The organism is Neorhizobium alkalisoli (genome assembly GCF_002968635.1).
GTDB classification, from domain to species: Bacteria; Pseudomonadota; Alphaproteobacteria; order Rhizobiales; family Rhizobiaceae; genus Neorhizobium; species Neorhizobium alkalisoli.
On record NZ_PVBN01000004.1, the window covers coordinates 1 to 22,349 of the forward strand.

Below are 22,349 nucleotides of genomic sequence, written 5' to 3' on the forward strand. Positions count from 1 at the left end.
CCAAAAGCGAACGATCGAGGACACGTGGCGACACATCGGCTCTCTCGTCACAACAATCCAACCCGGCGAATGCAGTAACTACTTCGTAAACGCCGGATACGCTTCCGTCAAAACATGAACCGCTCTAGGAAAAGCCGAAGCGATCGGGCAGGTAGAAAAGCCTGACACTCACACTACCCGATACTCACTGCCTGCCCATCCCATATGGATCAGGCCGTGGCGGAGTTTCTCCGCCGCGGGCCTTCGCGCTGTCTCAAGCAGAAATATCGATCACGCCGCAATCGCCGGCTTCGGAGGAGAAGGCGAGAAGCTTGCCGTTGGCGCTCCAGCTCAATCCGGTGATCGCGCCCTTGCCCGGCCGGCGCAGCAGCGCCTCTTTCGAGTCGGCGATCCTGACGCCCAGGATCATGCCGTCGACGAAGCCGATCGCCAGCACCTCTTCGGCCGGATGGAACGCCACCTGGGTGACCATGATGTTGGCGCGGGTGCCGAGTTCCAGCGGCGCCTTGCCCATCGGCCCGTCCTTCGAGGAGAACGGCCAGACGATCGCGGCCGGCGCGCCGGAGGAGGCGAGCCACTTGCCCTTCGGCGACCACGAAAGGGATTTCACCTTGGCCGGATAGCCGGTCATCCGCATATGCCGGTTTTCGCCCGGCTTGCCGTCGAGCTTCCAGCCATGCAGTGCATTTTCCTGCATGGTGGTGACCAGGAAACGGCCGTCCGGCGAGAAAATGACGCCGGTATGGGCGCCCTTCCACTCGAGATCCTGCGCCGGCGCGGTGGTGCCGACCCAATGCAGCGATACGCCGTTGTAGCGGGCAGCGGCGATCCTCAGCCCTTTGCCCGCAAAGGCGATGCCCTCGACGCTGCGCTCCTCGGCAAACTCCTTCACCGTACCGTCGTTCTGGCGCACGAAGCTCGATTTGCCATAGGCATAGGCGACGGCGTTCTGCGGGCCTCCGGCGACGACGCTGATCCATTTGCGCGGCGCTTCGGCAACGACCGTCGCCGTGCCGTCCTTGGCGATGCGGCAGACCTTGCCGTCCTCGCCGCCGGTCAGCAACGTCGCGCTGAACGGATCGCGGATGCAGGTGAGCAGACCCTGATGGGCTTCGCTAACTTTCTCGCCGCCGTCGAGCCTGTGGATCGTGCCGGTGGCACTGGCGAAGAAGGGGACCTCGTCGACAAAATGGACGGCGACGACGTGACCTTCCAGATCAAGCGGTGCAACGGTCGGCATTACGCGATGTGTCCTCTCGGCATGATTCTATCCGAGCACCGCTTTACACGTTTCGGCGTCATGACAGTCTTGTTTTCGCGCATGATGTGGTCCGAAAACCGCTTCGCACTTTGCTGCATCATGCGGCAGTCGTCGCCGTTGCCTCGCAGGCCCTGAAGCTCTTCTCGATCTTGTCGACATCGAGATCGCGGCCGATGAAGACGAGGCGGGATTCCCGCTTCTCGCCATCCTTCCAGGGACGCTGGTGGTCGCCCTCGACGATCATGTGGACGCCCTGCACGACGTAGCGTTCCTCGTCGCCCTTGAACGCGATGATGCCCTTCAGGCGCAAAATGCTCGGGCCGTCGGTCTGAGTGATCTTCTGGATCCAGGGGAAGAAGCGTTCCGGGTTCATTTCGCCGCCGCGCAGCGAGATCGACTTCACCGTCACGTCATGGATCGGCGACATCTCGCCATGGTGATGATGGGGGTGATCATGATCATGATGATCGTGGTCATGATGGTCGTGTGCGTGGTGATGATGGTCATGACCGTGGTCGTGATCGCAATCCGGGCCGCAGACATGGTCGTCATGGCCGTGCTCCAGGAAATGCGGATCGTTCTCCAGCGCGCGTTCCAGGTTGAAAGCGCCCTGGTCGAGTACGCGGGCGAGATCGACGCCGGAGCGGCTCGTCTTGTAGACGCGGGCGGTCGGGTTGATGGCGCGCACGACATCCTCGATCACGACCAGTTCTTCCGGGCTGACGAGGTCGGTCTTGTTGATGACGACGACGTCGGCAAAGGCGATCTGGTCTTCTGCCTCGCGGCTGTCCTTCAGGCGCAACGGCAGGTGCTTGGCATCGACCAGCGCAACGACGGCATCGAGCTCGGTCTTGGCGCGCACGTCGTCGTCCATGAAGAAGGTCTGCGCGACCGGCACCGGATCGGCGAGGCCAGTGGTCTCGACGATGATGCCGTCGAAGCGACCGGGGCGGCGCATCAGGCCTTCAACGACGCGGATCAGGTCGCCGCGCACGGTGCAGCAGACGCAGCCGTTGTTCATCTCGTAGATTTCTTCGTCCGACTCGACGATCAGGTCGTTGTCGATGCCGATCTCGCCGAACTCGTTGACGATGACAGCATATTTCTTGCCGTGGCTTTCGGACAGGATGCGGTTCAAAAGCGTCGTCTTGCCGGCGCCGAGATAACCGGTGAGCACGGTGACGGGAACGGGCTTCTGGGTGGCTGTGTCGGTCATGGAAAACCTCGAGGGGTTATATACGCCAGCAGGCGCGGAACTTGGTCCGCCTCATATAAGGGCAAGCCGGGACGAGTTCAAAGGGTTTTGAATGTTATAAGATCACATCCGCATTCAGGGTAGCGTATCCGCGTCCGTATCCCGTAAAAGCTGGTCCGGCGTGAGGAGCGGTTGTTCCGTCACACGAGCGTAGGCGTAGTGGAAGCAATCGAAATTACTGAGATAGCGACGGCCGATGCCATGTTTTTCCGCAACGGCAACCGCAAAGCGGAGGACTTCGCGGGGCGATCCACTTTCCCGAATGTCGATGCCGCGGGCATCCAGCCACTCCACAACTGCGCCTTCCGCTTCTCCGTAACGGCAATCAAGCTGGTCGGACCGCGACAGAACGATGATCGCCTCCCATGATGCAAGCGGCGAGGTGTAGGGCGAGGTAGCCCTCGCAAGAGCTGTTTCATAGGCTTCTGCGGTGTCTTCGCCAGCCATCATGGAGACGATCGCACAGGCGTCGACGAACATCATGGGCTTCCGAGATCATGATCCAGATCATGATAGGCGTCGGAAGGTAGTGGCCGCCGATCGGGCTTGAATGAAAGACCGCGCTTTGCCAGGATTCGTCTCGCCGTCTCGCGGGGCGTTTCCTGCCGGATTCGTTGGCTGAGGGTTTCCTTCAGGGCGGAAATAACGGCATCCGTGATCGTCGTGCCGTCGATGCGCGCCAGTTCGCGCGCCAGCACATCGGCCTCTTCATTTCGGATATTCAACGTCATCGGTGCTACCCTTCTGTGTAGCATATTGTGTCAGATTGTGTAGCTTTCCGCTACTTTAATATATCCACGTCGAACCTCGACACGTCTTCCAGCAGTTCGATGATGCCTTGCACCGCATGGACGACGAGTTGTTCGCCTCTTTCGGCGGTCGCCGCCGCGGCATTGCCGGCGACACCGTTGGGGTTGAGGTCGGACATCTTCCAGCCGAAGGCATGGGGTCCATAGGCGCGCAGGTGCCGGAACTCGCGCGCATAGTCCGATTGGCGGGAGCTGAAGTTTTCGGCTTTCGCCATGTTCACACGGTCCGGACAAAGCGCCAGCATGACCGAGGTTTCGATATCGCCGCCATGGATGTCGAGCGCCTTTTCTTCCGGCGATATCCAGCCCTCGGGCTGGCCGAAACGGGTCCAGCTCGTTGCCACCGCCAGCATGTTGAAGCGTATCCGCGCTTCGGTCGCGACGATGGTCAGCAACGGAGAATTGCCGCCATGGGCGTTGAGCAGCACCAGTTTGCGGATGCCCTTTCCATGCAGTTCGCCGGCAATGCCGAGCCAGCGGTTGACGGCCTCGTCGAAGCCAAGGGTTCTTGTGCCGGCGACATCCATGTGTTCGACCGAATAGCCGACCGGCTCTGCAGGCAGGAAAGTCACCGGCAGATCGGCTGGCAGGGCAGGGATCAGCCGCGCGACCAGCCCCTCGGCGATCAGTGTATCGGTTTCGAAGGGCAGGTGCGGTCCGTGCTGTTCGTGGGCGCCAAGCGGCAGGACGGCAATCCAGTCGCGTCTTTCTGTGGACGCAAGCGTCGGATCATTGTCATGATAACGCGACAGCGGATACGGCATCTGGCGGTCAACTCCCTGTTTCGGTATGGATAGCGCGATACCGATATAAAGATAAATCCGAAAGGACAAAGCGGGCGGAGCCAATGAGCAAGAAGAAGGGTGACAAGAAGGCCAAGTCGGGCAAGAAAAAGGACGCGGGCAGTCTTTCTGCTGCCGAGCTTGCTCCGGCCATCACTCAGGTCGCCCGTGCCATGCGGACCATGCTGGGGCGCAACCTTTTGGAAACCGGCCTTTATGCCGGACAGGACGGCGTCGTTCTGGCATTGGCGGAGGAGGACGGGCTGACGCCCGGCCAGCTCGCGGTCAAGCTCGGCGTCAAGGCACCGACCATCACCCGCACGATCGGCCGCATGGAGGCGCAGGGCTTCGTCGAGCGCCGTCCGGACGAAACCGACGGGCGTCTTACCAAGGTGCATCTGACCGAAATCGGCCGGCAGACCGTCGAGCGGATCGGCCACTCGATTGCCGATTGCGGGTCGCTGGCGGCAGGCGATCTGTCCGACAAGGAGATACGCACGCTTCTCAAGCTGTTGCGCGCGGTGGAGCACAATCTCCAGCCCAGCCTTTCCGAGGGCTGAGCATCCCTCCTCTTGTCCCTCCGGATTAAATTGTTTATTTAAAGTTTAATTCGAGCATCGGGAGGCGATGCCGGCCGGCGCGGGCGGGGGGATATGGCGCAGAAAGTCAAGTTGTCGACGATTGCCGAGAGCCTCGGTCTTTCCACTGCCACCATTTCCCTTGCTCTTCGCGACAGTCCGCTGGTGGCGATCGATACACGCGAAAAGATCAAGGAACAGGCCAGGGCGCTCGGCTATATCTACAACCGCCGCGCCGCGAGCCTGCGCACGTCGCGTTCCGGCATCATCGGCGTCGTGGTGCACGACATCATGAACCCCTTCTACGGGGAAATCCTGAAGGCGATCGAAAGCGAGCTGGACCGCAGCCGCCACACCTTCATCCTCTCGAACCACTACGATTCGGTCGAAAAGCAGCGGACCTTCGTGGAAACCCTGCTGCAGCTCGGCGGCGACGGAGTGATCATGTCTCCAGCGATCGGCACGCCGGTGGAGGACGTGAAGCTCTGCGAGCAGAACGGCATGCCGGCCATCCTGGTTGCCCGCTCCATGGAAGGCGTCGACCTGCCGACCTATCGCGGCGACGACAGCTACGGCATCTCGCTCGCCACCAACCATCTGATCGGGCTCGGCCACCGGGTCATCGCCATGATCGGCGGCACCGATCAGACCTCGACCGGCCGCGATCGTTATCAGGGTTATGTCAACGCGCTGCGCAAGGCGGAGATCGAGGTCGATCCGAACCTGCGCATTCCCGGCCCGCGCTCCAAGCAAGGTGGTTTCGAGGCGGCGGTCAACTTCCTGTCCCTGCCGCAGAAGCCGACGGCCGCGGTCTGCTGGAACGACCTCGTGGCGATCGGCCTGATGAACGGCATTGCCCGCGCCGGCTTCGTGCCCGGCCAGGATATTTCCGTCACCGGTTACGACGATCTGGAGGAGGCCTCGATCGCGACGCCGGCGCTGACGACGGTCTCCAATGGTCAGGCCGATGTCGGCAGGCTTGCGGCGCGTGCGCTGCTCGACCGGCTGGCCGGCAGCCATGAGCCGGACGGTCTTCACCTCATCAAGCCGGAAATGCGTATCCGTCAGTCGACGGGCATCTACAAGCCGCGGACCCACTAGGAAGAATTGGCTTCGGAATTCGGGGCGCTCGACGCGACCTGTTTATCAGGCTGCGACGTCGGTGTGCGTCTTGCGCGCGACATAGGCGCGTACGGCCTCGCCGAAGGCGTGGAAAAGGGCGCGCGACGGAGCGTCGGTTTCCGCCCAATATTCCGGATGCCACTGCACGCCGACGGCAAAGTTCCTCGCATCGATCACCGAAACGGCTTCGATCGTGCCGTCCTCGGCGGTGGCCTCCACCTTCAGCCGCGGGGCGGTCTCGGCGATCGCCTGCCGGTGCAGCGAGTTTACCTGCACCGCGCCCGACAGCCCGAGATGCCGGGCAATGCAGGAGCCTTCCTGCACGAAGACGGGCTGGCGGATCGCATACATGCCGTCACGCTCGGTCACGGGCGGTTTGCGGTGGTCCCAGATCCCCGGCTGGTCCTGAATTTCGCTGGCAAGCGTGCCGCCAAGCGCGACGTTCAGCTCCTGGATGCCGCGGCAGATGGCCAGCAGCGGAATGCCGCGGTCGATCGCCCGCCGGATCAGCGGCAGCGACGTGGCGTCACGCGCCGGATCGAAAGGTCCGTCGCTTTCCGCGGCCTGCTTGCCGTAGAGCGAAGGATGGACGTTGGTGGCGGAGCCCGAGACCAGCACGCCGTCGACCCGGTCGAGGATCGCGTCTATATCGTTGCCTTCCTCAAAGGCCGGGATGATGAAGGTCATCACCTCCGCCACCTTGAGCGCTGCCTGGACATATTGATTGGGCGTTGCATGCCAGACCGCTCCATCCAGTTCACGGATATCGGCAGGCAATGCGACGATCGGTTTCGACATCGGGATCTCCGGAGGGCACGCGAACTACGTTCCGTCGATGTGATGCCGGAAGGTGCCGCAAGTCAAGTTCCTGCTCTGCGGCATGCAATTTGCGCTGCACAAAGAATAAGCATTTCCCCTTTGAAATCTTTTATGAATCTCGTTTGAGCAGAACACGACGAAAGTCTAAGTATGAAAGACTATCCGCGTTAAGGAATATCGGCGGCGGCGCTTGCAAGCCACTGGGCAACATGTTTACTTCGATCCAGGACCGGGGGAGTGGGAACGGAAACCCTGCGGTTTGTCTCTATGGGAGGTATTTAATGGATCGTCGTTCATTCTTCAAAAAAGCTGCTGTGACGGGTGCCGGCGCCGCCGCCGCAACGGTGCTTGCTGCCCCGGCCATCGCGCAAACGAACCCGAAGATCACCTGGCGTCTGACGTCTTCGTTCCCGAAGTCGCTCGACACCATCTACGGCGGCGCTGAAGACATCGCCAAGCATGTCGCTGCCGCTACCGACGGCAACTTTACCATTCAGCCTTTTGCCGCAGGCGAAATCGTGCCCGGCCTGCAGGCCGCCGATGCCGTCAGCGCCGGAACGGTCGAGATGTGCCACACCTGCTCCTACTACTATGTGGGCAAGGATCCGACTTTCGCGATCGGCACCGCAATCCCGTTCGGCCTCAATGCCCGCCTGACCAACTCCTGGTTCTATGAAGGCAACGGCAACAAGCTGTTGAACGAATTCTATGCCAAGCACGGCCTCTATGGCATGATCGCCGGCAATACCGGCGCACAGATGGGCGGCTGGTTCCGCAAGGAAATCAACACGGTCGACGACTTCAAGGGCGTCAAGATGCGTATCGCGGGCCTCGCCGGCCGGGTCGTCGAGAAGCTCGGCGTCGTGCCTCAGCAGATCGCCGGCGGCGATATCTATCCTGCCCTTGAAAAGGGCACGATCGACGCGGCCGAATGGGTCGGTCCTTATGACGATCACAAGCTCGGTTTCTACAAGGTCGCGAAATACTACTACTACCCGGCCTTCTGGGAAGGTGGCCCGGTCATTCACGCCTTCACCAACCTCGAGAAGTGGAACGCCCTGCCGAAGAGCTATCAGGCGGCCCTGACCGACGCCTGCGCCTTTGCCAATACCAGCATGATGGCGAAATACGACGCGAAGAACCCGACGGCAATCAAGCAGATCGTTTCCCAGGGCACGACCCTGCGTCCGTTCAGCCAACAAATCCTTGAAGCCTGCTACAACGCTTCACAGGAAGTCTACAAGGACATCTCGTCCAAGAACGCGGACTTCAAGAAGATCTACGACGACCAGGTAGCCTTCAAGAAGGAGGGTTACCTCTGGATGCAGCTCTCGGAATACACTTTCGACACGTTCATGATGATCCAGCAGCGTAACGGCAAGCTCTGATCCATCGTCCAGTTCCGCGACAGCAAACCCCGGGTCCTAAAGGCCCGGGGTTTTGTTGTGCCGAACCGGACCGGCACATCTTCGCCGAACTCAACAATTTTCGGCAATATCGTTGCCGGCTGTTTCTTGGAAAACGGGCTTGGGCTAGAACCTGTCTTGCAGGCACCGTCCTGCCGATCCAAACAACGAAGCGCGTCACGTGGGCCGGCACCGTCCGGCATACGGGCGCGTCTTTGCAATTAGAGGTTATGCGATGAATGATATCGCTGATCACGGCATTCGCTTCGGACGAATTGCCGCCATGCTGCCGGTCAAGGACATGGCCAAGGCTCATGATTTCTACACGAAGGTCATGGGCTTCGAGAAAACCTTTCAGAATGGAAATCCCGTGGGCTTCATGATTCTGATGCGGAATCAGGCCGAACTGCATCTGACCTTGCAACCCGGACATGAGGCGGCAAACTTCAATGTTGCCCACGTGATGGTGGATGACGTCGATGCCCTTCACGCCATTTGCCAGCGCCAGGGATTAAGGATCATCAAGAGCCTTCAGGACAAGGATTATGGTCTGAGAGCCTTCGTGTTCGAAGACCCAGACGGCAATCGGATCGACGTCGGACAGCCGATCCGGCCCTGAAAATCCGGGGTGCCGAAAGGCATCTGCTCCCTCATAGAAACGGTAAAGCCCCAGGGCATCCCCGGGGCTTTGTCTTTTGTGTGGGATCACGCCCTTACGGGTTGATCTTGGGCGGTTCGCTGAAATTCGGCATGGCGGGCTGTGCCGGTTGTCCGGGCTGGGCGGGCGCTCCGTCCATCGGCGGCAGGCCGAAGTTCGGCATCTCATTGCCGCCGCCATTGCCGAAGCCGGGAACTTCGATCTTGATCGTGTTGAGGTCGACGTCCGGCGCCTTGTCCAGCCAGTAGGTCACCGATTCCGGCCAGAAGATCACGATCGCGACCAGGATCAGCTGCATGAAGAGCCAGGGAATGGCGCCGAGATAGATGTCCTTTGTCTTGACGCTCTTGGGCGCGATCGAGCGCAGGTAGAAGAGCGCGAAACCGAAGGGCGGGTGCATGAAGCTGGTCTGCATGTTGATGCAGAGCAGTACGCCGAACCAGATCAGGTCGATGCCGAGCGCACTCGCCACCGGCGCCAGCATCGGGATGACGATGAAGGCGATCTCGAAGAAGTCGAGGAAGAAGGCGAGGAAGAAGATGAAGATGTTGACGAAGATCAGGAAGCCGACCGCGCCGCCTGGCACGTGGCTCAGCAGGTGCTCGATCCACAGACCTCCATCCATGCCCTGGAAGACCAGGCTGAAGCAGGTCGCGCCCACCAGGATGAAGACGACCATGGAGGTGATCGTCATCGTCGAATGCATGCCCTGACGCAGCAAATCCCAGGTGAGGCGGCGATGCATCGCGGCGATGGCCATGGCGCCGACGACGCCGAGCGCGCCGGCTTCCGTCGGCGTTGCGAGGCCCATGAAGATGGTGCCGAGCACCAGGAAGATCAGTACGATCGAGGGGATCATCCCCCAGAGAACCTTGACGACAAGCGCAGCATTGAGTTCGCCACGGGCTTCGCGCGGCAGCGGCGGCACGTCCTTCGGCCGGAAGATCGACAGGCCCAGGATGAAGAGCATGAAAATCGTGACCTGCAGGATCGATGGGCCGATCGCGCCGAGATACATGTCGCCGACCGAACGGCCGAGCTGGTCGGCCAGAACGATGAGGACGAGAGACGGCGGGATGACCTGGGTGATCGTGCCGGAGGCGGCGATGACGCCCGTCGCGAGCCGAGGGTTGTAGCCGTATTTCAGCATGATCGGCAGCGAGATCACGCCCATGGTGATGACCGATGCCGCGACAGTGCCGGTGATCGCGCCGAGAATGGCGCCGACGACGATAACCGCATAGGCGAGGCCGCCCGGGATTGCGCCGAACAGTTTTCCGGTTCCCTCGAGAAGGTCTTCCGCAAGGCCGCAGCGTTCCAGCACCGCACCCATGAAGGTGAAGAACGGGATGGCGAGCAAGAGGTCGTTCGAAACGATGCCGAAGATGCGCAGCGGCAGCGCCTGCATGAAGGCGAATTCGAAATGCCCGGTGGCGATGCCGAGAAGACCGAAAAAGAGGCCGACGGCCGAGAGCGAGAAGGCCACCGGAAATCCGTAGAGCATGAAGATGATCATGCCCAGGAACATGGCTGGCGGCATTATACCGTATTGAAACATGACTGGCTTATCCCCGAAGGATTGTTGTTATTGAAGCGGCTTTTCGTAGGTCGTGTCGACCTGGACGACGCCCATGAGGCCTGCGATGCGCTTCACGAGTTCGGAGAGGCCCTGCAAGGCAAGCAGGGCAAAACCAGCGACGATAATCAATTTGACGGGCCAGCGAATGAGGCCCCCGGCATTGGAAGATATCTCGCCCTGGACGTAGGACAGCGAAAAGAACGGCCAGGAAAGCCAAGCCAGATAGAGGCAGGCGGGGATGAGGAAGACGATCAGGCCAACCACGTCGATCCAGAGGCGGGCGCGGTCGGAGACGGCGCCATAGATGAGATCGACGCGAACGTGTTCGTTGAGCCTCAGGGTATGGGATGCGCCGAGCAATACGATGAAGGCGAAGAGATACCACTGGATCTCGAGCCAGCCGTTCGAACTGTAGTTGAAAAGGTAGCGGATCACGGCGTTGCCGGCGCTGATGAGGCAGCAGGCGAGAACCAGATATCCGGAAAATTTGCCAATAATTTCGCTGAGGCGGTCGATGAGACCGCTGATCTTCAACAGTGCAGCCATGCTTTCCCCATCCAACGGGTCTCTGTTATCCCGCCCGTCCTTGAATGGCCATGTAAACCAAGGGCTATGAAAAGGAAAGTCCTAATAAACCGGCTTTTTGCCCGTAAAATCTCGCAGCAGAGCCGGTTGGGCAATCGGCTGATCCTGCGCAAACGCATCGTCTTCGGCAAGCCCGGAGAATTTTAGCCTTCGGCATCGGAATTTGTTGAGCAAACCCGCCGGAAACCGATGTACAGTGCGATGCGAGCGGCGGGAACAATGAAATCTTAAAGGGTTTTCCGCACGGTCCCTCGGACGCAAAGGGATGAACCCGATGAGAGAGATCGAAGCGGAGACGTTGTCGACGGATGTTTTCCTGTCGTTCGTCGCCTCGCTGTTTGGAAACCGTGGAACACTGTGGACGGGCGTGATCGTCCATGTCCTCTGGTGCCTGTTCGTCTTCTATTTCAACGGCTCCGAGCTCTATCTCCTGTTCGCCGGGTGCTTCGCTGCGATTTTTGCCTATCGCATGTACTGGTTCCATCGGTTCGACCAGGTGAATAAGCAAACGCTCAAGCATGATGAGATCGCCGCCTGGGAACGTCAATACGTTATCGGCGCTTTTCTTACGGCTCTGCTTCTTGGCGTCGCCAGCGGATATGCCCTGCTGGCATTGCAGGACCCCTTCGTCAGCGTCACAGCGGTGGCGATCCCGCTCGGTTCGATGATGTCGATCATCGGCCGCAACTACGGCTCGCGTGCCGCCATCGATCTCCAGATGCTCGGCTGCTGCGGGCCGATCCTGATCGCCTGCCTGTTTACCGGCGACCTCAACCTCTCGGTATTGGCCGTCCTGCTGGTTCCGTTCGCGCTCACGACCCGGTTCATGGCGAACGGCATTCGTGATTTTCTCTATCAGAACGTCATCTCCTCCCGGACCATGGCGATCATCGCCGGACGTTTCGACATCGCGCTGAACACCATCTCCCACGGGCTCGTGATGCTCGACCGGGAAGGGAGGATTCAGGTGGTCAACCGCCGTGCCCGTGATCTGCTGGGGCTCCACCTGCAGCGCGAGCTCAAGGACCGGGATTTCGCCGCCGTGCTTTGCGAAGATGCGGCAAATGTGCCGGCGGGCACTCTCAGGCAGCTCCATCGGCTGGCGGATGGTTCGCTGGAACGCGCGCTTCTGACATTCAAGGACGACCGCCATCTGGAATTCTCCGTCAGTCCCCGTTCCGACGGCGGCGTGGTACTGATCTTCGAAGATGTCAGCGCGCGGATCGAGGCCGAGGAGAAGATGCGGCACATGCTGCAGTTCGACGCGCTGACCGGCCTTCCGAACCGTGCTCATTTTGCCGATCTTGCAGGGGAAAAAGTGCGCGAGCGGCCGGAAGCGCTTGCGGCACTGGTGGTCTTCGACGTGGACGGCTTCAAGCACGTCAACGACATGCGCGGCCATGTGATGGGCGATCGTCTGCTTGCCGCGATCGGGGCGCGGTTTGCCGCGCTCGAGATGGAAGGTATCCTCACCGGCCGCCTCATCGGCGATGAATTCGTCCTCCTGCTTCTCGGTGATGCCGACGGTAGCGAGCTGGAGCAGCGGATCCGGCAGATTCATGCGGATGTCCAGGGCGACTACAAGGTGGAAGGGCTCCGCCTGCCGGTGACCATGAACGGCGGCTGCGTCATCCTGCCGTCCCGGGATTTCGACATGGAGCAATGGCAGATCAAGGCGGATCTTGCGGTCAACCATGCGAAATCGGACGGCAACGGCACACTCGTCATCTTCCTCCCGGAAATGGATGCGCAATATATCGACGAACAGAAGCTGCGCGCCGACCTCCGGCAGGCGATCCAGAACCGCGCCCTGCACGTGGTCTACCAGCCCCTGTACCTTCCGGACGGCTCGGGAATCGAATGCAGCGAAGCGCTGGTGCGCTGGCGCCATCCGGAACGCGGCGTGGTCGGGCCGAACGTGTTCATTCCGATGGCCGAGGATATGAACCTCATATCGCAGATCACCCACCAGGTCATCGAGCAGGCCTGCCGCGACTGCTCGACCTGGCCGGAGGGGATGGCGGTCTCCGTCAACCTGTCGATCCAGGACCTCGGCAACGACGATATCGTGCCCCACGTGGCGGAGGTTCTCGAGCGCTATTCGCTCTCGCCGTCACGGCTGCGTCTGGAGGTGACGGAAAGCTGCTTCATGGACGAGCCGGTCGCGGTCAGCGCCATTCTCAACCGGTTCCGCGCCACCGGCGTAACCATCGCGATCGACGATTTCGGCACCGGGTTCTCGAGCCTCAGCTATCTGGACACGCTGCCGGTGGACGTCGTGAAGATCGATCGGGCCTTCATCCGCAATGTCGGTGAAGACGCACGCAAGCTGAAGCTGCTGCGCGGCATCGTCAATCTGTCGCGCGAACTCGGCCTGAAGATCGTCGTCGAAGGCGTCGAGACGAAGGAGCAGCTTGCGCTGATCAACCGTCACCGCTTTGCCGATCTGGTTCAGGGCTTCGTCTTCTCCATGCCCGTCGATTCGGCTCTGATTCCAGGCCTTGCCGCAGAAGCCAGACCCGTCAAGCTTTCAACCGTTCGGCGTGGCGCCAGGCAGACGCCCGCCCGCCGGCTCACGACTGCCGAGCGGTGACCCGCGCTGAGGCCGGATAAGCCCGCCCGGCGCGCCGCTTGCGGCATTTTACCACCTCCGCAGAGCTGGCGTACCCGAGAGCCCTTCGGTGCCATTGCGCTTTCTCACGCCTTTGTGTAAGGCCTGAGGTAACGTCCGGCATGCCTTTCAAGGGCATGATTCCGGGCAGCGACGAGGATTTTTTCCGCACGCGGAATGCTTTCATCTGCAAGGCCGTGTGCGGCTTGCTTCAAGGAGACGCGACTGATGGACAATCACCATAGCGGACCGGTGGAAACGGGCGCTCCCATGGACTATGCGGAACATGAAAAGACCTACGGCATGTTCCTTGCCGCCTCCAAATGGGGCACCATGGTCGTCGTCGTGCTTTTGATTGCCATGGCTGCCGGCTTCTTCGGCGGCGTAGGCTTCCTCGGCAGCCTCATCCTGTTCATCGTTCTCAACATCGCCGGCGTCTTCCTGCTGCGCTGATCTTCGCGAGCCGGCTTTTGCCCGTGGCCTGAGGAGGGACGGAGCATTCCGTTCTGTTGCGATATCGACTGGGAGGAGACAGTCTTTGGCGAAGATCATCTATGTAAGTCGCGAAGGTTCTGACGAACCGCGCGTATCGGCCTCACCCGAGACGGTGAAGCGTCTCTCGGGTCTCGGCTTCACCATCGTGGTCGAACGCGGCGCGGGACTTGCCTCCGGCATCCCGGACGGTGATTTCGAGGCGGCAGGCGCGCGCATCGGCGCAGCTTCGGATGCCGGTTCGGCCGACATCGTGCTGCGGGTCAACCGGCCGACGGCTGCAGAAGCGGCCTCCTACAAATCCGGCGCGGTCGTCTTTGCGGTCATGGACCCTTACGGCAACGAAGCGGCGCTTGCCGCGATGGCCAAGGCGGGCCTGACGACCTTTTCCATGGAACTGATGCCGCGCATCACCCGGGCCCAATCGATGGACGTGCTGTCGAGCCAGGCAAACCTTGCCGGTTATCGCGCCGTCATCGACGCGTCCCACGAATATGGACGGGCGATGCCGATGATGATGACGGCGGCCGGCACCGTGCCCGCCGCAAAGGTCTTCGTCATGGGCGCAGGCGTTGCCGGCCTGCAGGCGATCGCGACGGCTCGCCGCCTGGGGGCGGTGGTGTCGGCGACCGACGTTCGTCCGGCGGCCAAGGAACAGGTCGGCTCGCTCGGCGCCAAGTTCATCGCGGTCGAGGACGAGGAATTCAAGGCGGCGGAAACGGCCGCCGGCTACGCCAAGCCGATGTCGGAAGCCTATCAGGCGAAGCAGGCGGCGCTCGTGGCTGAGCACATCGCCAAGCAGGACATCGTCATCACCACCGCGTTGATCCCCGGTCGTCCGGCGCCGCGGCTCGTGACGCGTGCGATGCTGGCCTCGATGAAGCCCGGTTCCGTCGCCGTCGACCTCGCCGTCGAACGCGGCGGCAATATCGAAGGTTCGGAAAAGGGCAAGGTGGCAAGCGTCGAAGGCGTTGCCGTGATCGGGTATGCCAATGTGGCCGGGCGGATCGCCGCCTCCGCCTCGGCGCTCTATGCCAGGAACCTCTTTGCCTTCCTCGAGACCATGGTCGACAAGAACTCGAAGGAGTTCGCGGTCAATCCGGAGGACGAACTCGTCAAGGCGACCATGCTGACCCATGGCGGCCGCGTCGTGCACCCGAATTTTGCATCGGCGGTCGCAGCTCTCGTCAGCGAGGCGCCGGCCGGACCTGCCGTCGTCGCCGAGCCGGCGCCGGCAAAAACCGCCCGGCCGCGCAAGAAGGCCGTGGCGGAAAGTGCCGCGAAGGGGGAGGAGCTTTGATGGCGAACGAAATGATGAACAAGGCGCTCGAAGGGCTCGACCAGGCGGTCGCCGCCGTCAAGGCCGCCGCGGAAACGGCACCCGATGCCGTGGCGCAGGCGGCCCATGGCGTATCGGGCGGGGCGATCGATCCCTTCGTTTTCCGCTTTGCGATCTTCGTCCTGTCGATCTTCGTCGGCTATTACGTCGTCTGGTCGGTGACGCCGGCGCTGCATACGCCGCTGATGGCCGTCACCAATGCCATTTCCTCGGTCATCGTCGTCGGTGCGCTTCTGGCGGTCGGCGTCGCGGCAAGCGGCTTTGCCACCGGCTTCGGCTTTGTCGCGCTGGTGCTCGTCTCGGTGAACATCTTCGGCGGCTTCCTGGTGACCAGCCGGATGCTCGCCATGTACAAGAAAAAAGATCGCTGAGGGGTTCTGGAAACATATGTCGCAGAATTTCGCAGCCTTCCTTTATCTCGTCTCCGGCGTGCTGTTCATCATGGCACTGCGCGGGCTTTCCCACCCGACCACCAGCCGCAAGGGCAATGTCTACGGCATGGTCGGCATGGGGATTGCCATCGGCACGACCCTCCTTCTCGCCACGCCGAGCTTCGGCGGGTTCATCCTGATCGTACTGGCGCTCGCCATCGGTGGTGGGGCAGGGGCCTATATCGCCCGCACCATTCCGATGACGGCGATGCCGCAGCTCGTCGCCGGCTTCCATTCGCTGGTCGGCTTTGCCGCCGTCATGGTGGCGGCTGCAGCGCTCTATGCGCCGGATTCCTTCGGCATCGGCGAGCCCGGCGCGATCCACGGCCAGGCGCTGATCGAACTGGCGCTCGGCGCGGCGATCGGCGCGATCACCTTTACCGGATCGGTCATCGCCTTCCTGAAGCTTGACGGACGCATGTCTGGCAAACCGATCATGCTGCCCTACAGGCACTTCATCAATGCCGGCCTGCTGCTGCTGATCGTCATCTTCATGATCGGGCTCGTGCAGACCGAAAGCCATGCTGATTTCTGGCTGATCGTCGTCCTAGCGCTTGTGCTTGGCGTGTTGATCATCGTGCCGATCGGCGGCGCCGACATGCCGGTCGTCGTGTCGATGCTGAATTCCTATTCGGGCTGGGCCGCCGCCGGCATCGGCTTCACGCTCGGCAACCTGGCGCTGATCATCACCGGCGCACTGGTCGGGTCGTCGGGTGCGATCCTCTCCTACATCATGTGCAAGGGCATGAACCGCTCCTTCATCTCGGTCATCCTCGGCGGCTTCGGCGGCGAGACGGCTGGGGCAGCTAGCGACGACGGCGTGCAGCGGACGGTGAAGCAAGGCTCTGCCGACGACGCGGCCTTCCTGATGCAGAACGCCGAGAAGGTGATCATCGTGCCGGGCTACGGCATGGCGGTCGCCCAGGCGCAGCATGCGCTGCGCGAGCTCGCCGATACGCTGAAGAGCCACGGCGTCGAGGTCAAATACGCGATCCATCCGGTCGCCGGGCGTATGCCGGGCCATATGAACGTGCTGCTCGCGGAAGCCAACGTGCCCTATGACGAGGTTTTCGAGCTCGAAGACATCAATGCGGAGTTCGCGCAGGCGGACGTCGCCTATGTCATCGGCGCCAACGACGTTACCAACCCGGCAGCCCGCGACGACAAGACCTCGCCGATCTACGGCATGCCGATCCTCGATGTCGACAAGGCCAAGACCTGCCTCTTCGTCAAACGCTCGCTCGGCTCCGGCTACGCCGGCATCGACAACACGCTGTTCTACAAGGACGGCACGATGATGCTGCTCGGCGACGCCAAGAAGATGACGGAAGATATCGTCAAGGCGATGAAGCACTGACCGATCCTCAGACAGCGAATAACGAACGAAAAGCCCGGCGATGCCGGGCTTTTTTAATGCATCAGATATGCTAGATATACACCGTCAAGATGTTTATCCGGGAGAGCGCCATGCAGGTTTCCAAATGGGGTAACAGTCTCGCGGTTCGGCTGCCCGCGGCAGTGGTCGAAGCTCTTGAACTGAAGGAAGGCGACGAGATCCAGATACGCGCCGTCGACGCAAGGGAGTTCGAAGTGGCGCGCAAGCCTACACGCGAGGAACTTCTTCAGCGGTTGAGGAAATTCCGCGGTCGTCTGCCCGAGGACTTCGTGTTCGACCGGGACGAGGCTAATGCCCGGTAATTTCTATGACACCAATATCCTGCTCTATCTTGCTTCAGGCGATGCCACAAAGGCGGCGGCGGCGGAGCGCGCGGTCGATTTGGGTGGAGCGATCAGCGTTCAGGTCCTGAACGAATTCGTTCACGTCGCACGGCGCAAGATGGGATTTTCCTGGGAGGATACTCATTCCTTTCTGACAACGATCCGGGCCCTGTTGACCGTCGTTCCCCTGACTACCCAAATCCACGACAAAGGCCTGCAATTGGCTGAACGGTATAATTTCTCGATATATGATGCGATGATCGTTGCCGCGGCGCTTGCCAGCGATTGCGACGTTCTATTTTCCGAGGACCTTCAAGACGGCATCCGAATCGAGAGCCTTTCGATCATCAATCCTCTTAAAAGATCTGTATGACCATCCCCACCTCCCACCCCTTCGATTTCGATCCGACTTGTGGCCTGGGGCTCAAGGAACTCCGGGCTATAGCGCCGCCGGAGGCGCCGGAGGGTTTTGATGAGTTCTGGGAGCGCCGTTATCGGCGGGCGCTGAGCGTCGATCCCCGGCCAAAACTTCAGAAAAGCAAGCTCGCCCATCCGAAATGGCATGTCTTCGACCTCACCTATATGTCGAGCGGCGCCTTTCCGATCGGCGGCTGGCTTCTTCTGCCGCGGCAAGGCGAAGTGCGGCGCGGGCTGGTCGTCGGGCATGGTTATGGCGGGCGCGACGCGCCGGATTTCGATATGCCGGTGGAAGAGACGGCGCTGCTTTTCCCCTGCTTCCGGGGCATGTCGCGGAGCGCGCGGCCACCGATCTCGTCCGAGTCCAGCTGGCATGTGCTGCATGACATCGACAAGCCTGAGCGCTACATCATCGGGGGCTGCGTCGACGATCTCTGGATCGCGGTCACCACGCTGCTCCTTCTTTACCCCTGGCTTGCCGGCCGGATCGGCTATAGCGGCGTCAGCTTCGGCGGCGGCATCGGCGGGCTCGGGATTGCCTATGACAGCCGCATCTGTCGCGGACATCTGTCGCTGCCGACCTTCGGGCATCAGGAGTTGAGGCTCAGGCTGCCGAGCATCGGCAGCGCCGCGGCGGTGCAGACGTATCAGCGGACATATGGGAACGCGCTTGCAACGCTGCGGCTGCACGATTCGGCGGTTGCCGCTGGCCGTATCAGCGTGCCGATGCTGATGAGCGTTGCGCTTTTCGATCCGGCGGTGGCGCCGCCCTGTCAGTTCGCGGTCGCCAATGCGCTGCCGCCGCCTTTGGCGCCCTCAAAATTTAATGAAATCTTCATCCTGGACGCCGGGCATTTCGATTATCCTGGCCAGGAGGCGCAACACGCAATCCTCAGCGAGAAGGTCAGGTCTTTCTTCGGAGCGTCATGAACCGCGAATATCATCGCTGGTACAGCCCCAGGCTTCACCGGGACATGGAACTCCTGGTGTTCGGCCATGCCGGCGCCAAGGTGCTGATGTTCCCGACGCGGGACGGGCGCTTCTTCGAATATGAAGAACTCGGCCTCGTCGCGAGCCTGACCGACAAGATCACCGCCGGCCATCTGCAGCTCTATTGCGTCGAGGGGCTCGCGAGGGAAACTTTTTATGCCGGCCACTGGCATCCGGCAGATCGCCTGCGCCGTCACGAAGCCTTCGAAGCCTATATCCTCAACGAAGTCCTGCCGCTGATGGCGGCGAAGAACCCGCACGACTGCACCATTGCGCAGGGCTGCAGTCTCGGCGCCTATCAGGCGGCAAGCCTCGTCTTCCGACATCCGCATCTTTTCCGCAAGCTCGTCGCCTTTTCGGGCCGTTATGATCTGACGCTCAGGGTCGAGTCCTTTGGCGACCTTCTGGAAGGCTATTACGACGATGCAGTCTATTTCCACACCCCGTCACATTTTCTTCCCGGGCTTTCCGGTGATTGGCGGCTGGACAGGCTGAGACAGGTCGAGATCGTCCTGACCATCGGCAATGCCGATCCCTTCCTCGACAACAACCGTCACCTGAGCCAGGTGCTGGCCGAAAAGGGCGTCGGTCACCAGATGCATGTATGGGACGGGCGCGCCCACCGGGCCGGGGCCTGGCGCAGAATGGCCGCCCTTTATATTTGACGAGTTCTCCAGGCGTCAGCTGGCGAGACGCGGAGTGCTGACGATTTTCAGGAACAGGGCGTTCATCGCTTCGGTAATGCCCTGCGAGGGGCCGACTTCGAAGAAGTAGCCGGGCGTGGCGCAGGCCTGCATGCGGGGGCTGATCTCGCCCTGGAACGGAGCGATCCAGTCTCTGTACCAACCGTCGGAGGGCAGGGGCAGATAGGTCGTGTAGAGAACTGCGATCTTATAGCCTTCCGCCTTCAGTTTGTCGCAAGCTTTGGTGTCGATCGGTTCCTGGCACCGGGTTCCCTTCGTTCTTTTCGTGCAGCCAGAGCCCTTGGCGCTGTCGTTCACGCCATCGGAAACGAAGAAGATGATCTTTTCCGGGCTGGCGGCGCTGAGGCCGGTTCCGGGCTTGTCCATCTTCTTGCCGATATCCTTCAGGGCGCGGTCGAAATCCGTCTGTTGGTCGTTGTTGTAGTTTTGTTTGGGAATGGACATCAGGTCGATCAGCGCGGCCTTGGCCTTGGCGGTCTTCAGGTCGTCGCTCAGCGAGGAAATTTCGAGAAGCTTGGTGTCTTCCGCCTTTTCACCGAAGGTGTAGACGGCCATGCGGAACTGGTTGGGGCTCTTGCGGACTTTTATGGCGGTGTCCATCAGCGCGGCCGTCGCCTGGGCGACGACGTTGATGCGGATGGTGACGCCGAGGCTCTTGGCGAGATTATAGTAGCTGTTCGGATCTTCCACGCCATTCTTGACGATATGGCAGGCAAAGGCACACCCGTCAGGCGTGCTTGCCACCATCGTGTTGATATCGTCAGGGGTGGCGGCCACTCCCATGGACGGCGTATTGTCGAGCAGCAGATAGAAATCGCGAAAAGTCTCCGTCTGGAAGACCGCCGTGGCCGTGCCCGCGATGGTCATGGTATCCTTGCCGATGACGTTGAGCAGGGTGGTCGGAATGGTGGCCGAATAGCTGAAGACGGCCTTGAGCTGATTGTCCTCGCGGACCACCTTGGCATCGACGTCGTTGAGCGTGAATCCGCCGCTTTTCGCAAGCTGCCCGCGGAAAATGTTCTCGGCATCCTTGATCGCAACTTCGATGGAGCCGTTGCCCGTCATCTTCATGGCTTCCGCCACGCCGATCGAACTTTCAGCGACGGCTCCGAGCGCCGCCGCGTCGGCGGAATCCTGAAGCTGCTGCTTGATCATCAGGGCATCTGCGAAATCGATGGAGAGGCCGGCCACGCCGATAAGCGGCACGAGCATCAGAGCGCTCATCAGGCCAAAGTTGCCGGATTTGTCTCTCAGTAATCTCTCAAGCATCCCGCGCCCCTCGATTTCGACGGGCACAGAATATCTTATAAGCGTAACGCCTTTATTAGAGTTTATAGTTTACGCATATTAGGGATAAACGGACGGAGGCTGGCGATACTGCCAAGCCGTGTCCCTGCATTCGCTCCGTCAGCCTGGTCCAGCAGCTCCGCTATGATGCCGCGTCAGCTCGTTGCGCGGGTGCGCGCGGCGCCATCCTGGGCCGGCTTGTAGTTCGGGTCCAGGCGGATGGCATGCGAGTAGGACTTGTAGGCGCGTGCCTTGTCGCCACGCCGCTCATAGACCAATGCCTGGTTTGCCCATGATTCGGCGAGCTTGTCGTTGAGCTCGATGGCATGGTTGAAATCCGCAAACGCATTGTCGTCGTCGTTCAGCGCCACGTAGGAAATGCCGCGCCCGTTATAGGGTTCTGCCGAATTCGGCGAGAGCGAGATCGCCTTGGCAAAGTCCTCGATTGCCTGGGCATGCTGGCCGCGAAGCTGATAGATCAGGCCGCGATTGTGGTAAGCGCGGCCGTCGGTAGTGTCCAGATCGATCGCCTTGGAGAAATCGTTGAAGGCTTCGTTGGTGCGGCCCGCCTGCCGGTAGATATTGCCGCGGCCGATATAGGCGACGTCGTAGTTAGCATTGATCTGCAGTGCCCGATTATAGTCGTTGGCGGCTTCCACCGGCTTGCCCATGTTGCGATAGACGAGCGCCCGGTTGGCATAGGCCTGGTAGAACTGCGGATTGATCTGGATGGCACGGTTGAAATCGTTGAGTGCGCGTGAGAACTCACCGGCGCGCCCGTAGGCCGTCCCACGCACGTTGTAGCCTTCCGGATCGTTCGGGCTGGAATTGATGACGGTGGAGAGCGACGCAATGTTTTCCTGGCTGCCCTGTGCGCGGTCCACGGTGATCATGTCCGAGGTGGTATTGGTCGTCGAGCAACCGGCGAGCGCAAGCGTCAGAAGGGTAGCTGAAAGTGCGGTCTTGCCGCGAATACTGGAAAAGATGATCGAAGGGCCGGAAATTTCAGTTCCACGATTGAGAACGGCAGTTTTGGCGGCCATCAGACGCTTTTCCTCTTATCGGGCGAAAGGGTAGTTTCCTGCATGCCTTTACCCCATTCGGGGCCGAACATGCAGTCGGTTCTGGACCAAATCAAAAAGAGCGGCGGCGCCCATGTCGCCACCGCCCTACAAGCATTAGAAAACGTCGAAATAACGGCCGATCAACGGCTCGGGCGCGCAGGGGCGGCGATCAGGCCTTCGCGCTGGGCACGCTTGCGGGCAAGCTTGCGAACGCGACGAACAGCTTCGGCCTTTTCGCGGGCGCGCTTCTGCGACGGCTTTTCGTAGTAGTCGCGCATCTTCATTTCACGGAAAATGCCTTCGCGCTGCATCTTTTTCTTGAGAGCGCGGAGCGCCTGGTCGACGTTGTTGTCGCGGACTAGTACCTGCACGTGAATCCCGTTCCTTTGGTTTTGGTTGCTCGCCCTGATCGGTACGATTCGAGGCGAAAAAATAACGTCC

24 protein-coding genes and 1 pseudogene are annotated in these 22,349 nt (G+C 61.0%); 14 read left to right on the forward strand and 11 right to left on the reverse strand.

The genetic code is table 11. The features are described from left to right. Nucleotides 1-118: pseudogene (locus tag C5L13_RS28945) on the forward strand (IS630 family transposase); the annotation flags it as partial. 135 nt (nt 119-253) lie between these two features. Here the strand turns inward: C5L13_RS28945 and C5L13_RS10040 are convergent. The 5 genes from C5L13_RS10040 to C5L13_RS10060 all read right to left on the reverse strand — a co-directional run bounded on the left by C5L13_RS10040 (nt 254) and on the right by C5L13_RS10060 (nt 4,089). Continuing rightward, entirely contained in the window at nt 254-1,240 is a 987-nt protein-coding gene (locus tag C5L13_RS10040; RefSeq protein WP_105383164.1) for a WD40 repeat domain-containing protein, read from the reverse strand. A 118-nt stretch (nt 1,241-1,358) separates the two neighbouring features. Next, nucleotides 1,359-2,477, reverse strand: coding sequence for a CobW family GTP-binding protein (locus C5L13_RS10045; RefSeq protein WP_105383165.1), 1,119 nt, complete (start codon nt 2,475-2,477; stop codon nt 1,359-1,361). Between the two features lie 114 nt (nt 2,478-2,591). After that, nucleotides 2,592-2,999, reverse strand: a complete 408-nt coding sequence (locus C5L13_RS10050) for a type II toxin-antitoxin system VapC family toxin (RefSeq protein WP_245571213.1) — start codon at nt 2,997-2,999, stop codon at nt 2,592-2,594. Continuing rightward, nucleotides 2,996-3,247, reverse strand: a complete 252-nt coding sequence (locus C5L13_RS10055) for a type II toxin-antitoxin system VapB family antitoxin (RefSeq protein WP_105383167.1) — start codon at nt 3,245-3,247, stop codon at nt 2,996-2,998. Before C5L13_RS10055 ends, C5L13_RS10050 begins: the two co-directional genes overlap by 4 nt. Before the next feature lie 50 nt (nt 3,248-3,297). After that, nucleotides 3,298-4,089 (reverse strand): creatininase family protein, encoded by a 792-nt coding sequence (locus C5L13_RS10060; protein WP_105383168.1) that lies wholly within the window; start codon nt 4,087-4,089, stop codon nt 3,298-3,300. A gap of 83 nt (nt 4,090-4,172) precedes the next feature. Here C5L13_RS10060 and C5L13_RS10065 point away from each other — a divergent pair, with 83 nt between their 5' ends. Next, nucleotides 4,173-4,667 carry a MarR family winged helix-turn-helix transcriptional regulator gene (locus tag C5L13_RS10065; RefSeq protein WP_105383169.1) on the forward strand — a complete coding sequence of 165 codons (495 nt, stop codon included), beginning with the start codon at nt 4,173-4,175 and terminating at the stop codon, nt 4,665-4,667. A gap of 93 nt (nt 4,668-4,760) precedes the next feature. Beyond that, a complete protein-coding gene (locus C5L13_RS10070; RefSeq protein ID WP_105383170.1) occupies nt 4,761-5,786 on the forward strand; it encodes a LacI family DNA-binding transcriptional regulator in 1,026 nt (341 codons plus the stop codon). Between the two features lie 45 nt (nt 5,787-5,831). On the opposite strand, the gene C5L13_RS10075 is transcribed toward C5L13_RS10070, so the two are convergent. Next, nucleotides 5,832-6,605, reverse strand: coding sequence for a gamma-glutamyl-gamma-aminobutyrate hydrolase family protein (locus C5L13_RS10075; protein WP_105383171.1), 774 nt, complete (start codon nt 6,603-6,605; stop codon nt 5,832-5,834). A 302-nt stretch (nt 6,606-6,907) separates the two neighbouring features. On the opposite strand from C5L13_RS10075, the gene C5L13_RS10080 reads away from it, so the two are divergent. After that, nucleotides 6,908-8,014, forward strand: a complete 1,107-nt coding sequence (locus tag C5L13_RS10080; RefSeq protein ID WP_105383172.1) for a TRAP transporter substrate-binding protein — start codon at nt 6,908-6,910, stop codon at nt 8,012-8,014. Nucleotides 8,015-8,267: 253 nt separating this feature from the next. Next, on the forward strand, nt 8,268-8,651 hold the full coding sequence (locus C5L13_RS10085) for a glyoxalase superfamily protein (RefSeq protein ID WP_105383173.1): 384 nt from the start codon (nt 8,268-8,270) through the stop codon (nt 8,649-8,651). 94 nt (nt 8,652-8,745) lie between these two features. Here C5L13_RS10085 and C5L13_RS10090 read toward each other — a convergent pair whose 3' ends face one another. Continuing rightward, complete coding sequence (locus C5L13_RS10090; RefSeq protein ID WP_105383174.1) at nt 8,746-10,248, reverse strand: TRAP transporter large permease; 1,503 nt, start codon at nt 10,246-10,248, stop codon at nt 8,746-8,748. A gap of 27 nt (nt 10,249-10,275) precedes the next feature. Continuing rightward, nucleotides 10,276-10,815, reverse strand: a complete 540-nt coding sequence (locus C5L13_RS10095; RefSeq protein ID WP_105383175.1) for a TRAP transporter small permease subunit — start codon at nt 10,813-10,815, stop codon at nt 10,276-10,278. Between the two features lie 313 nt (nt 10,816-11,128). Between C5L13_RS10095 and C5L13_RS10100 the strand changes: the two genes are divergently transcribed. From C5L13_RS10100 to C5L13_RS10140, 9 genes are all read left to right on the forward strand, one after another. Continuing rightward, nucleotides 11,129-13,447: a putative bifunctional diguanylate cyclase/phosphodiesterase gene (locus C5L13_RS10100; protein ID WP_245571214.1), complete on the forward strand. Its 2,319-nt coding sequence runs from the start codon at nt 11,129-11,131 to the stop codon at nt 13,445-13,447. A 246-nt stretch (nt 13,448-13,693) separates the two neighbouring features. Next, entirely contained in the window at nt 13,694-13,918 is a 225-nt protein-coding gene (locus tag C5L13_RS10105) for an aa3-type cytochrome c oxidase subunit IV (protein WP_105383177.1), read from the forward strand. 85 nt (nt 13,919-14,003) lie between these two features. Then, complete coding sequence (locus C5L13_RS10110; RefSeq protein ID WP_105383178.1) at nt 14,004-15,257, forward strand: Re/Si-specific NAD(P)(+) transhydrogenase subunit alpha; 1,254 nt, start codon at nt 14,004-14,006, stop codon at nt 15,255-15,257. After that, entirely contained in the window at nt 15,257-15,667 is a 411-nt protein-coding gene (locus tag C5L13_RS10115) for an NAD(P) transhydrogenase subunit alpha (protein ID WP_105383179.1), read from the forward strand. Before C5L13_RS10110 ends, C5L13_RS10115 begins: the two co-directional genes overlap by 1 nt. Before the next feature lie 16 nt (nt 15,668-15,683). Beyond that, nucleotides 15,684-17,084: an NAD(P)(+) transhydrogenase (Re/Si-specific) subunit beta gene (locus C5L13_RS10120; protein WP_105383180.1), complete on the forward strand. Its 1,401-nt coding sequence runs from the start codon at nt 15,684-15,686 to the stop codon at nt 17,082-17,084. Nucleotides 17,085-17,194: 110 nt separating this feature from the next. Then, nucleotides 17,195-17,425: an AbrB/MazE/SpoVT family DNA-binding domain-containing protein gene (locus tag C5L13_RS10125; protein ID WP_105383181.1), complete on the forward strand. Its 231-nt coding sequence runs from the start codon at nt 17,195-17,197 to the stop codon at nt 17,423-17,425. Beyond that, nucleotides 17,415-17,819, forward strand: coding sequence for a PIN domain-containing protein (locus C5L13_RS10130; protein ID WP_105383182.1), 405 nt, complete (start codon nt 17,415-17,417; stop codon nt 17,817-17,819). The genes C5L13_RS10125 and C5L13_RS10130 overlap by 11 nt, the downstream gene beginning before the upstream one ends. Further along, a complete protein-coding gene (locus tag C5L13_RS10135) occupies nt 17,816-18,793 on the forward strand; it encodes an acetylxylan esterase (RefSeq protein ID WP_105383183.1) in 978 nt (325 codons plus the stop codon). The genes C5L13_RS10130 and C5L13_RS10135 overlap by 4 nt, the downstream gene beginning before the upstream one ends. Beyond that, nucleotides 18,790-19,518, forward strand: a complete 729-nt coding sequence (locus C5L13_RS10140) for an esterase family protein (protein WP_105383184.1) — start codon at nt 18,790-18,792, stop codon at nt 19,516-19,518. Before C5L13_RS10135 ends, C5L13_RS10140 begins: the two co-directional genes overlap by 4 nt. A 15-nt stretch (nt 19,519-19,533) precedes the next feature. Here the strand turns inward: C5L13_RS10140 and C5L13_RS10145 are convergent, their stop codons facing one another. The 3 genes from C5L13_RS10145 to rpsU form a co-directional block, all read right to left on the reverse strand. Further along, entirely contained in the window at nt 19,534-20,826 is a 1,293-nt protein-coding gene (locus C5L13_RS10145) for a TadE/TadG family type IV pilus assembly protein (protein ID WP_105383185.1), read from the reverse strand. A 173-nt stretch (nt 20,827-20,999) separates the two neighbouring features. Beyond that, on the reverse strand, nt 21,000-21,887 hold the full coding sequence (locus C5L13_RS10150; protein WP_105383186.1) for a tetratricopeptide repeat protein: 888 nt from the start codon (nt 21,885-21,887) through the stop codon (nt 21,000-21,002). A gap of 161 nt (nt 21,888-22,048) precedes the next feature. Beyond that, a complete protein-coding gene (gene rpsU, locus C5L13_RS10155; RefSeq protein ID WP_105383187.1) occupies nt 22,049-22,279 on the reverse strand; it encodes a 30S ribosomal protein S21 in 231 nt (76 codons plus the stop codon). Nucleotides 22,280-22,349 lie beyond the last annotated feature (70 nt).

What these genes read in the sequence shown, in the direction of transcription:
- C5L13_RS10145 (WP_105383185.1), bottom strand. Translation starts at nt 20,826, where the DNA reads ATGCTTGAGAGATTACTGAGAGACAAATCCGGCAACTTTGGCCTGATG.
- C5L13_RS10135 (WP_105383183.1), top strand. Translation starts at nt 17,816, where the DNA reads ATGACCATCCCCACCTCCCACCCCTTCGATTTCGATCCGACTTGTGGC.
- C5L13_RS10050 (WP_245571213.1), bottom strand. Translation starts at nt 2,999, where the DNA reads ATGATGTTCGTCGACGCCTGTGCGATCGTCTCCATGATGGCTGGCGAA.
- C5L13_RS10040 (WP_105383164.1), bottom strand. Translation starts at nt 1,240, where the DNA reads ATGCCGACCGTTGCACCGCTTGATCTGGAAGGTCACGTCGTCGCCGTC.
- C5L13_RS10125 (WP_105383181.1), top strand. Translation starts at nt 17,195, where the DNA reads ATGCAGGTTTCCAAATGGGGTAACAGTCTCGCGGTTCGGCTGCCCGCG.
- C5L13_RS10100 (WP_245571214.1), top strand. Translation starts at nt 11,129, where the DNA reads ATGAGAGAGATCGAAGCGGAGACGTTGTCGACGGATGTTTTCCTGTCG.
- C5L13_RS10045 (WP_105383165.1), bottom strand. Translation starts at nt 2,477, where the DNA reads ATGACCGACACAGCCACCCAGAAGCCCGTTCCCGTCACCGTGCTCACC.
- C5L13_RS10130 (WP_105383182.1), top strand. Translation starts at nt 17,415, where the DNA reads ATGCCCGGTAATTTCTATGACACCAATATCCTGCTCTATCTTGCTTCA.
- C5L13_RS10115 (WP_105383179.1), top strand. Translation starts at nt 15,257, where the DNA reads ATGGCGAACGAAATGATGAACAAGGCGCTCGAAGGGCTCGACCAGGCG.
- C5L13_RS10080 (WP_105383172.1), top strand. Translation starts at nt 6,908, where the DNA reads ATGGATCGTCGTTCATTCTTCAAAAAAGCTGCTGTGACGGGTGCCGGC.
- C5L13_RS10095 (WP_105383175.1), bottom strand. Translation starts at nt 10,815, where the DNA reads ATGGCTGCACTGTTGAAGATCAGCGGTCTCATCGACCGCCTCAGCGAA.
- C5L13_RS10140 (WP_105383184.1), top strand. Translation starts at nt 18,790, where the DNA reads ATGAACCGCGAATATCATCGCTGGTACAGCCCCAGGCTTCACCGGGAC.
- C5L13_RS10090 (WP_105383174.1), bottom strand. Translation starts at nt 10,248, where the DNA reads ATGTTTCAATACGGTATAATGCCGCCAGCCATGTTCCTGGGCATGATC.
- C5L13_RS10150 (WP_105383186.1), bottom strand. Translation starts at nt 21,887, where the DNA reads ATGGCCGCCAAAACTGCCGTTCTCAATCGTGGAACTGAAATTTCCGGC.
- C5L13_RS10105 (WP_105383177.1), top strand. Translation starts at nt 13,694, where the DNA reads ATGGACAATCACCATAGCGGACCGGTGGAAACGGGCGCTCCCATGGAC.
- C5L13_RS10085 (WP_105383173.1), top strand. Translation starts at nt 8,268, where the DNA reads ATGAATGATATCGCTGATCACGGCATTCGCTTCGGACGAATTGCCGCC.
- C5L13_RS10120 (WP_105383180.1), top strand. Translation starts at nt 15,684, where the DNA reads ATGTCGCAGAATTTCGCAGCCTTCCTTTATCTCGTCTCCGGCGTGCTG.
- C5L13_RS10060 (WP_105383168.1), bottom strand. Translation starts at nt 4,089, where the DNA reads ATGCCGTATCCGCTGTCGCGTTATCATGACAATGATCCGACGCTTGCG.
- C5L13_RS10065 (WP_105383169.1), top strand. Translation starts at nt 4,173, where the DNA reads ATGAGCAAGAAGAAGGGTGACAAGAAGGCCAAGTCGGGCAAGAAAAAG.
- C5L13_RS10070 (WP_105383170.1), top strand. Translation starts at nt 4,761, where the DNA reads ATGGCGCAGAAAGTCAAGTTGTCGACGATTGCCGAGAGCCTCGGTCTT.
- C5L13_RS10075 (WP_105383171.1), bottom strand. Translation starts at nt 6,605, where the DNA reads ATGTCGAAACCGATCGTCGCATTGCCTGCCGATATCCGTGAACTGGAT.
- C5L13_RS10055 (WP_105383167.1), bottom strand. Translation starts at nt 3,247, where the DNA reads ATGACGTTGAATATCCGAAATGAAGAGGCCGATGTGCTGGCGCGCGAA.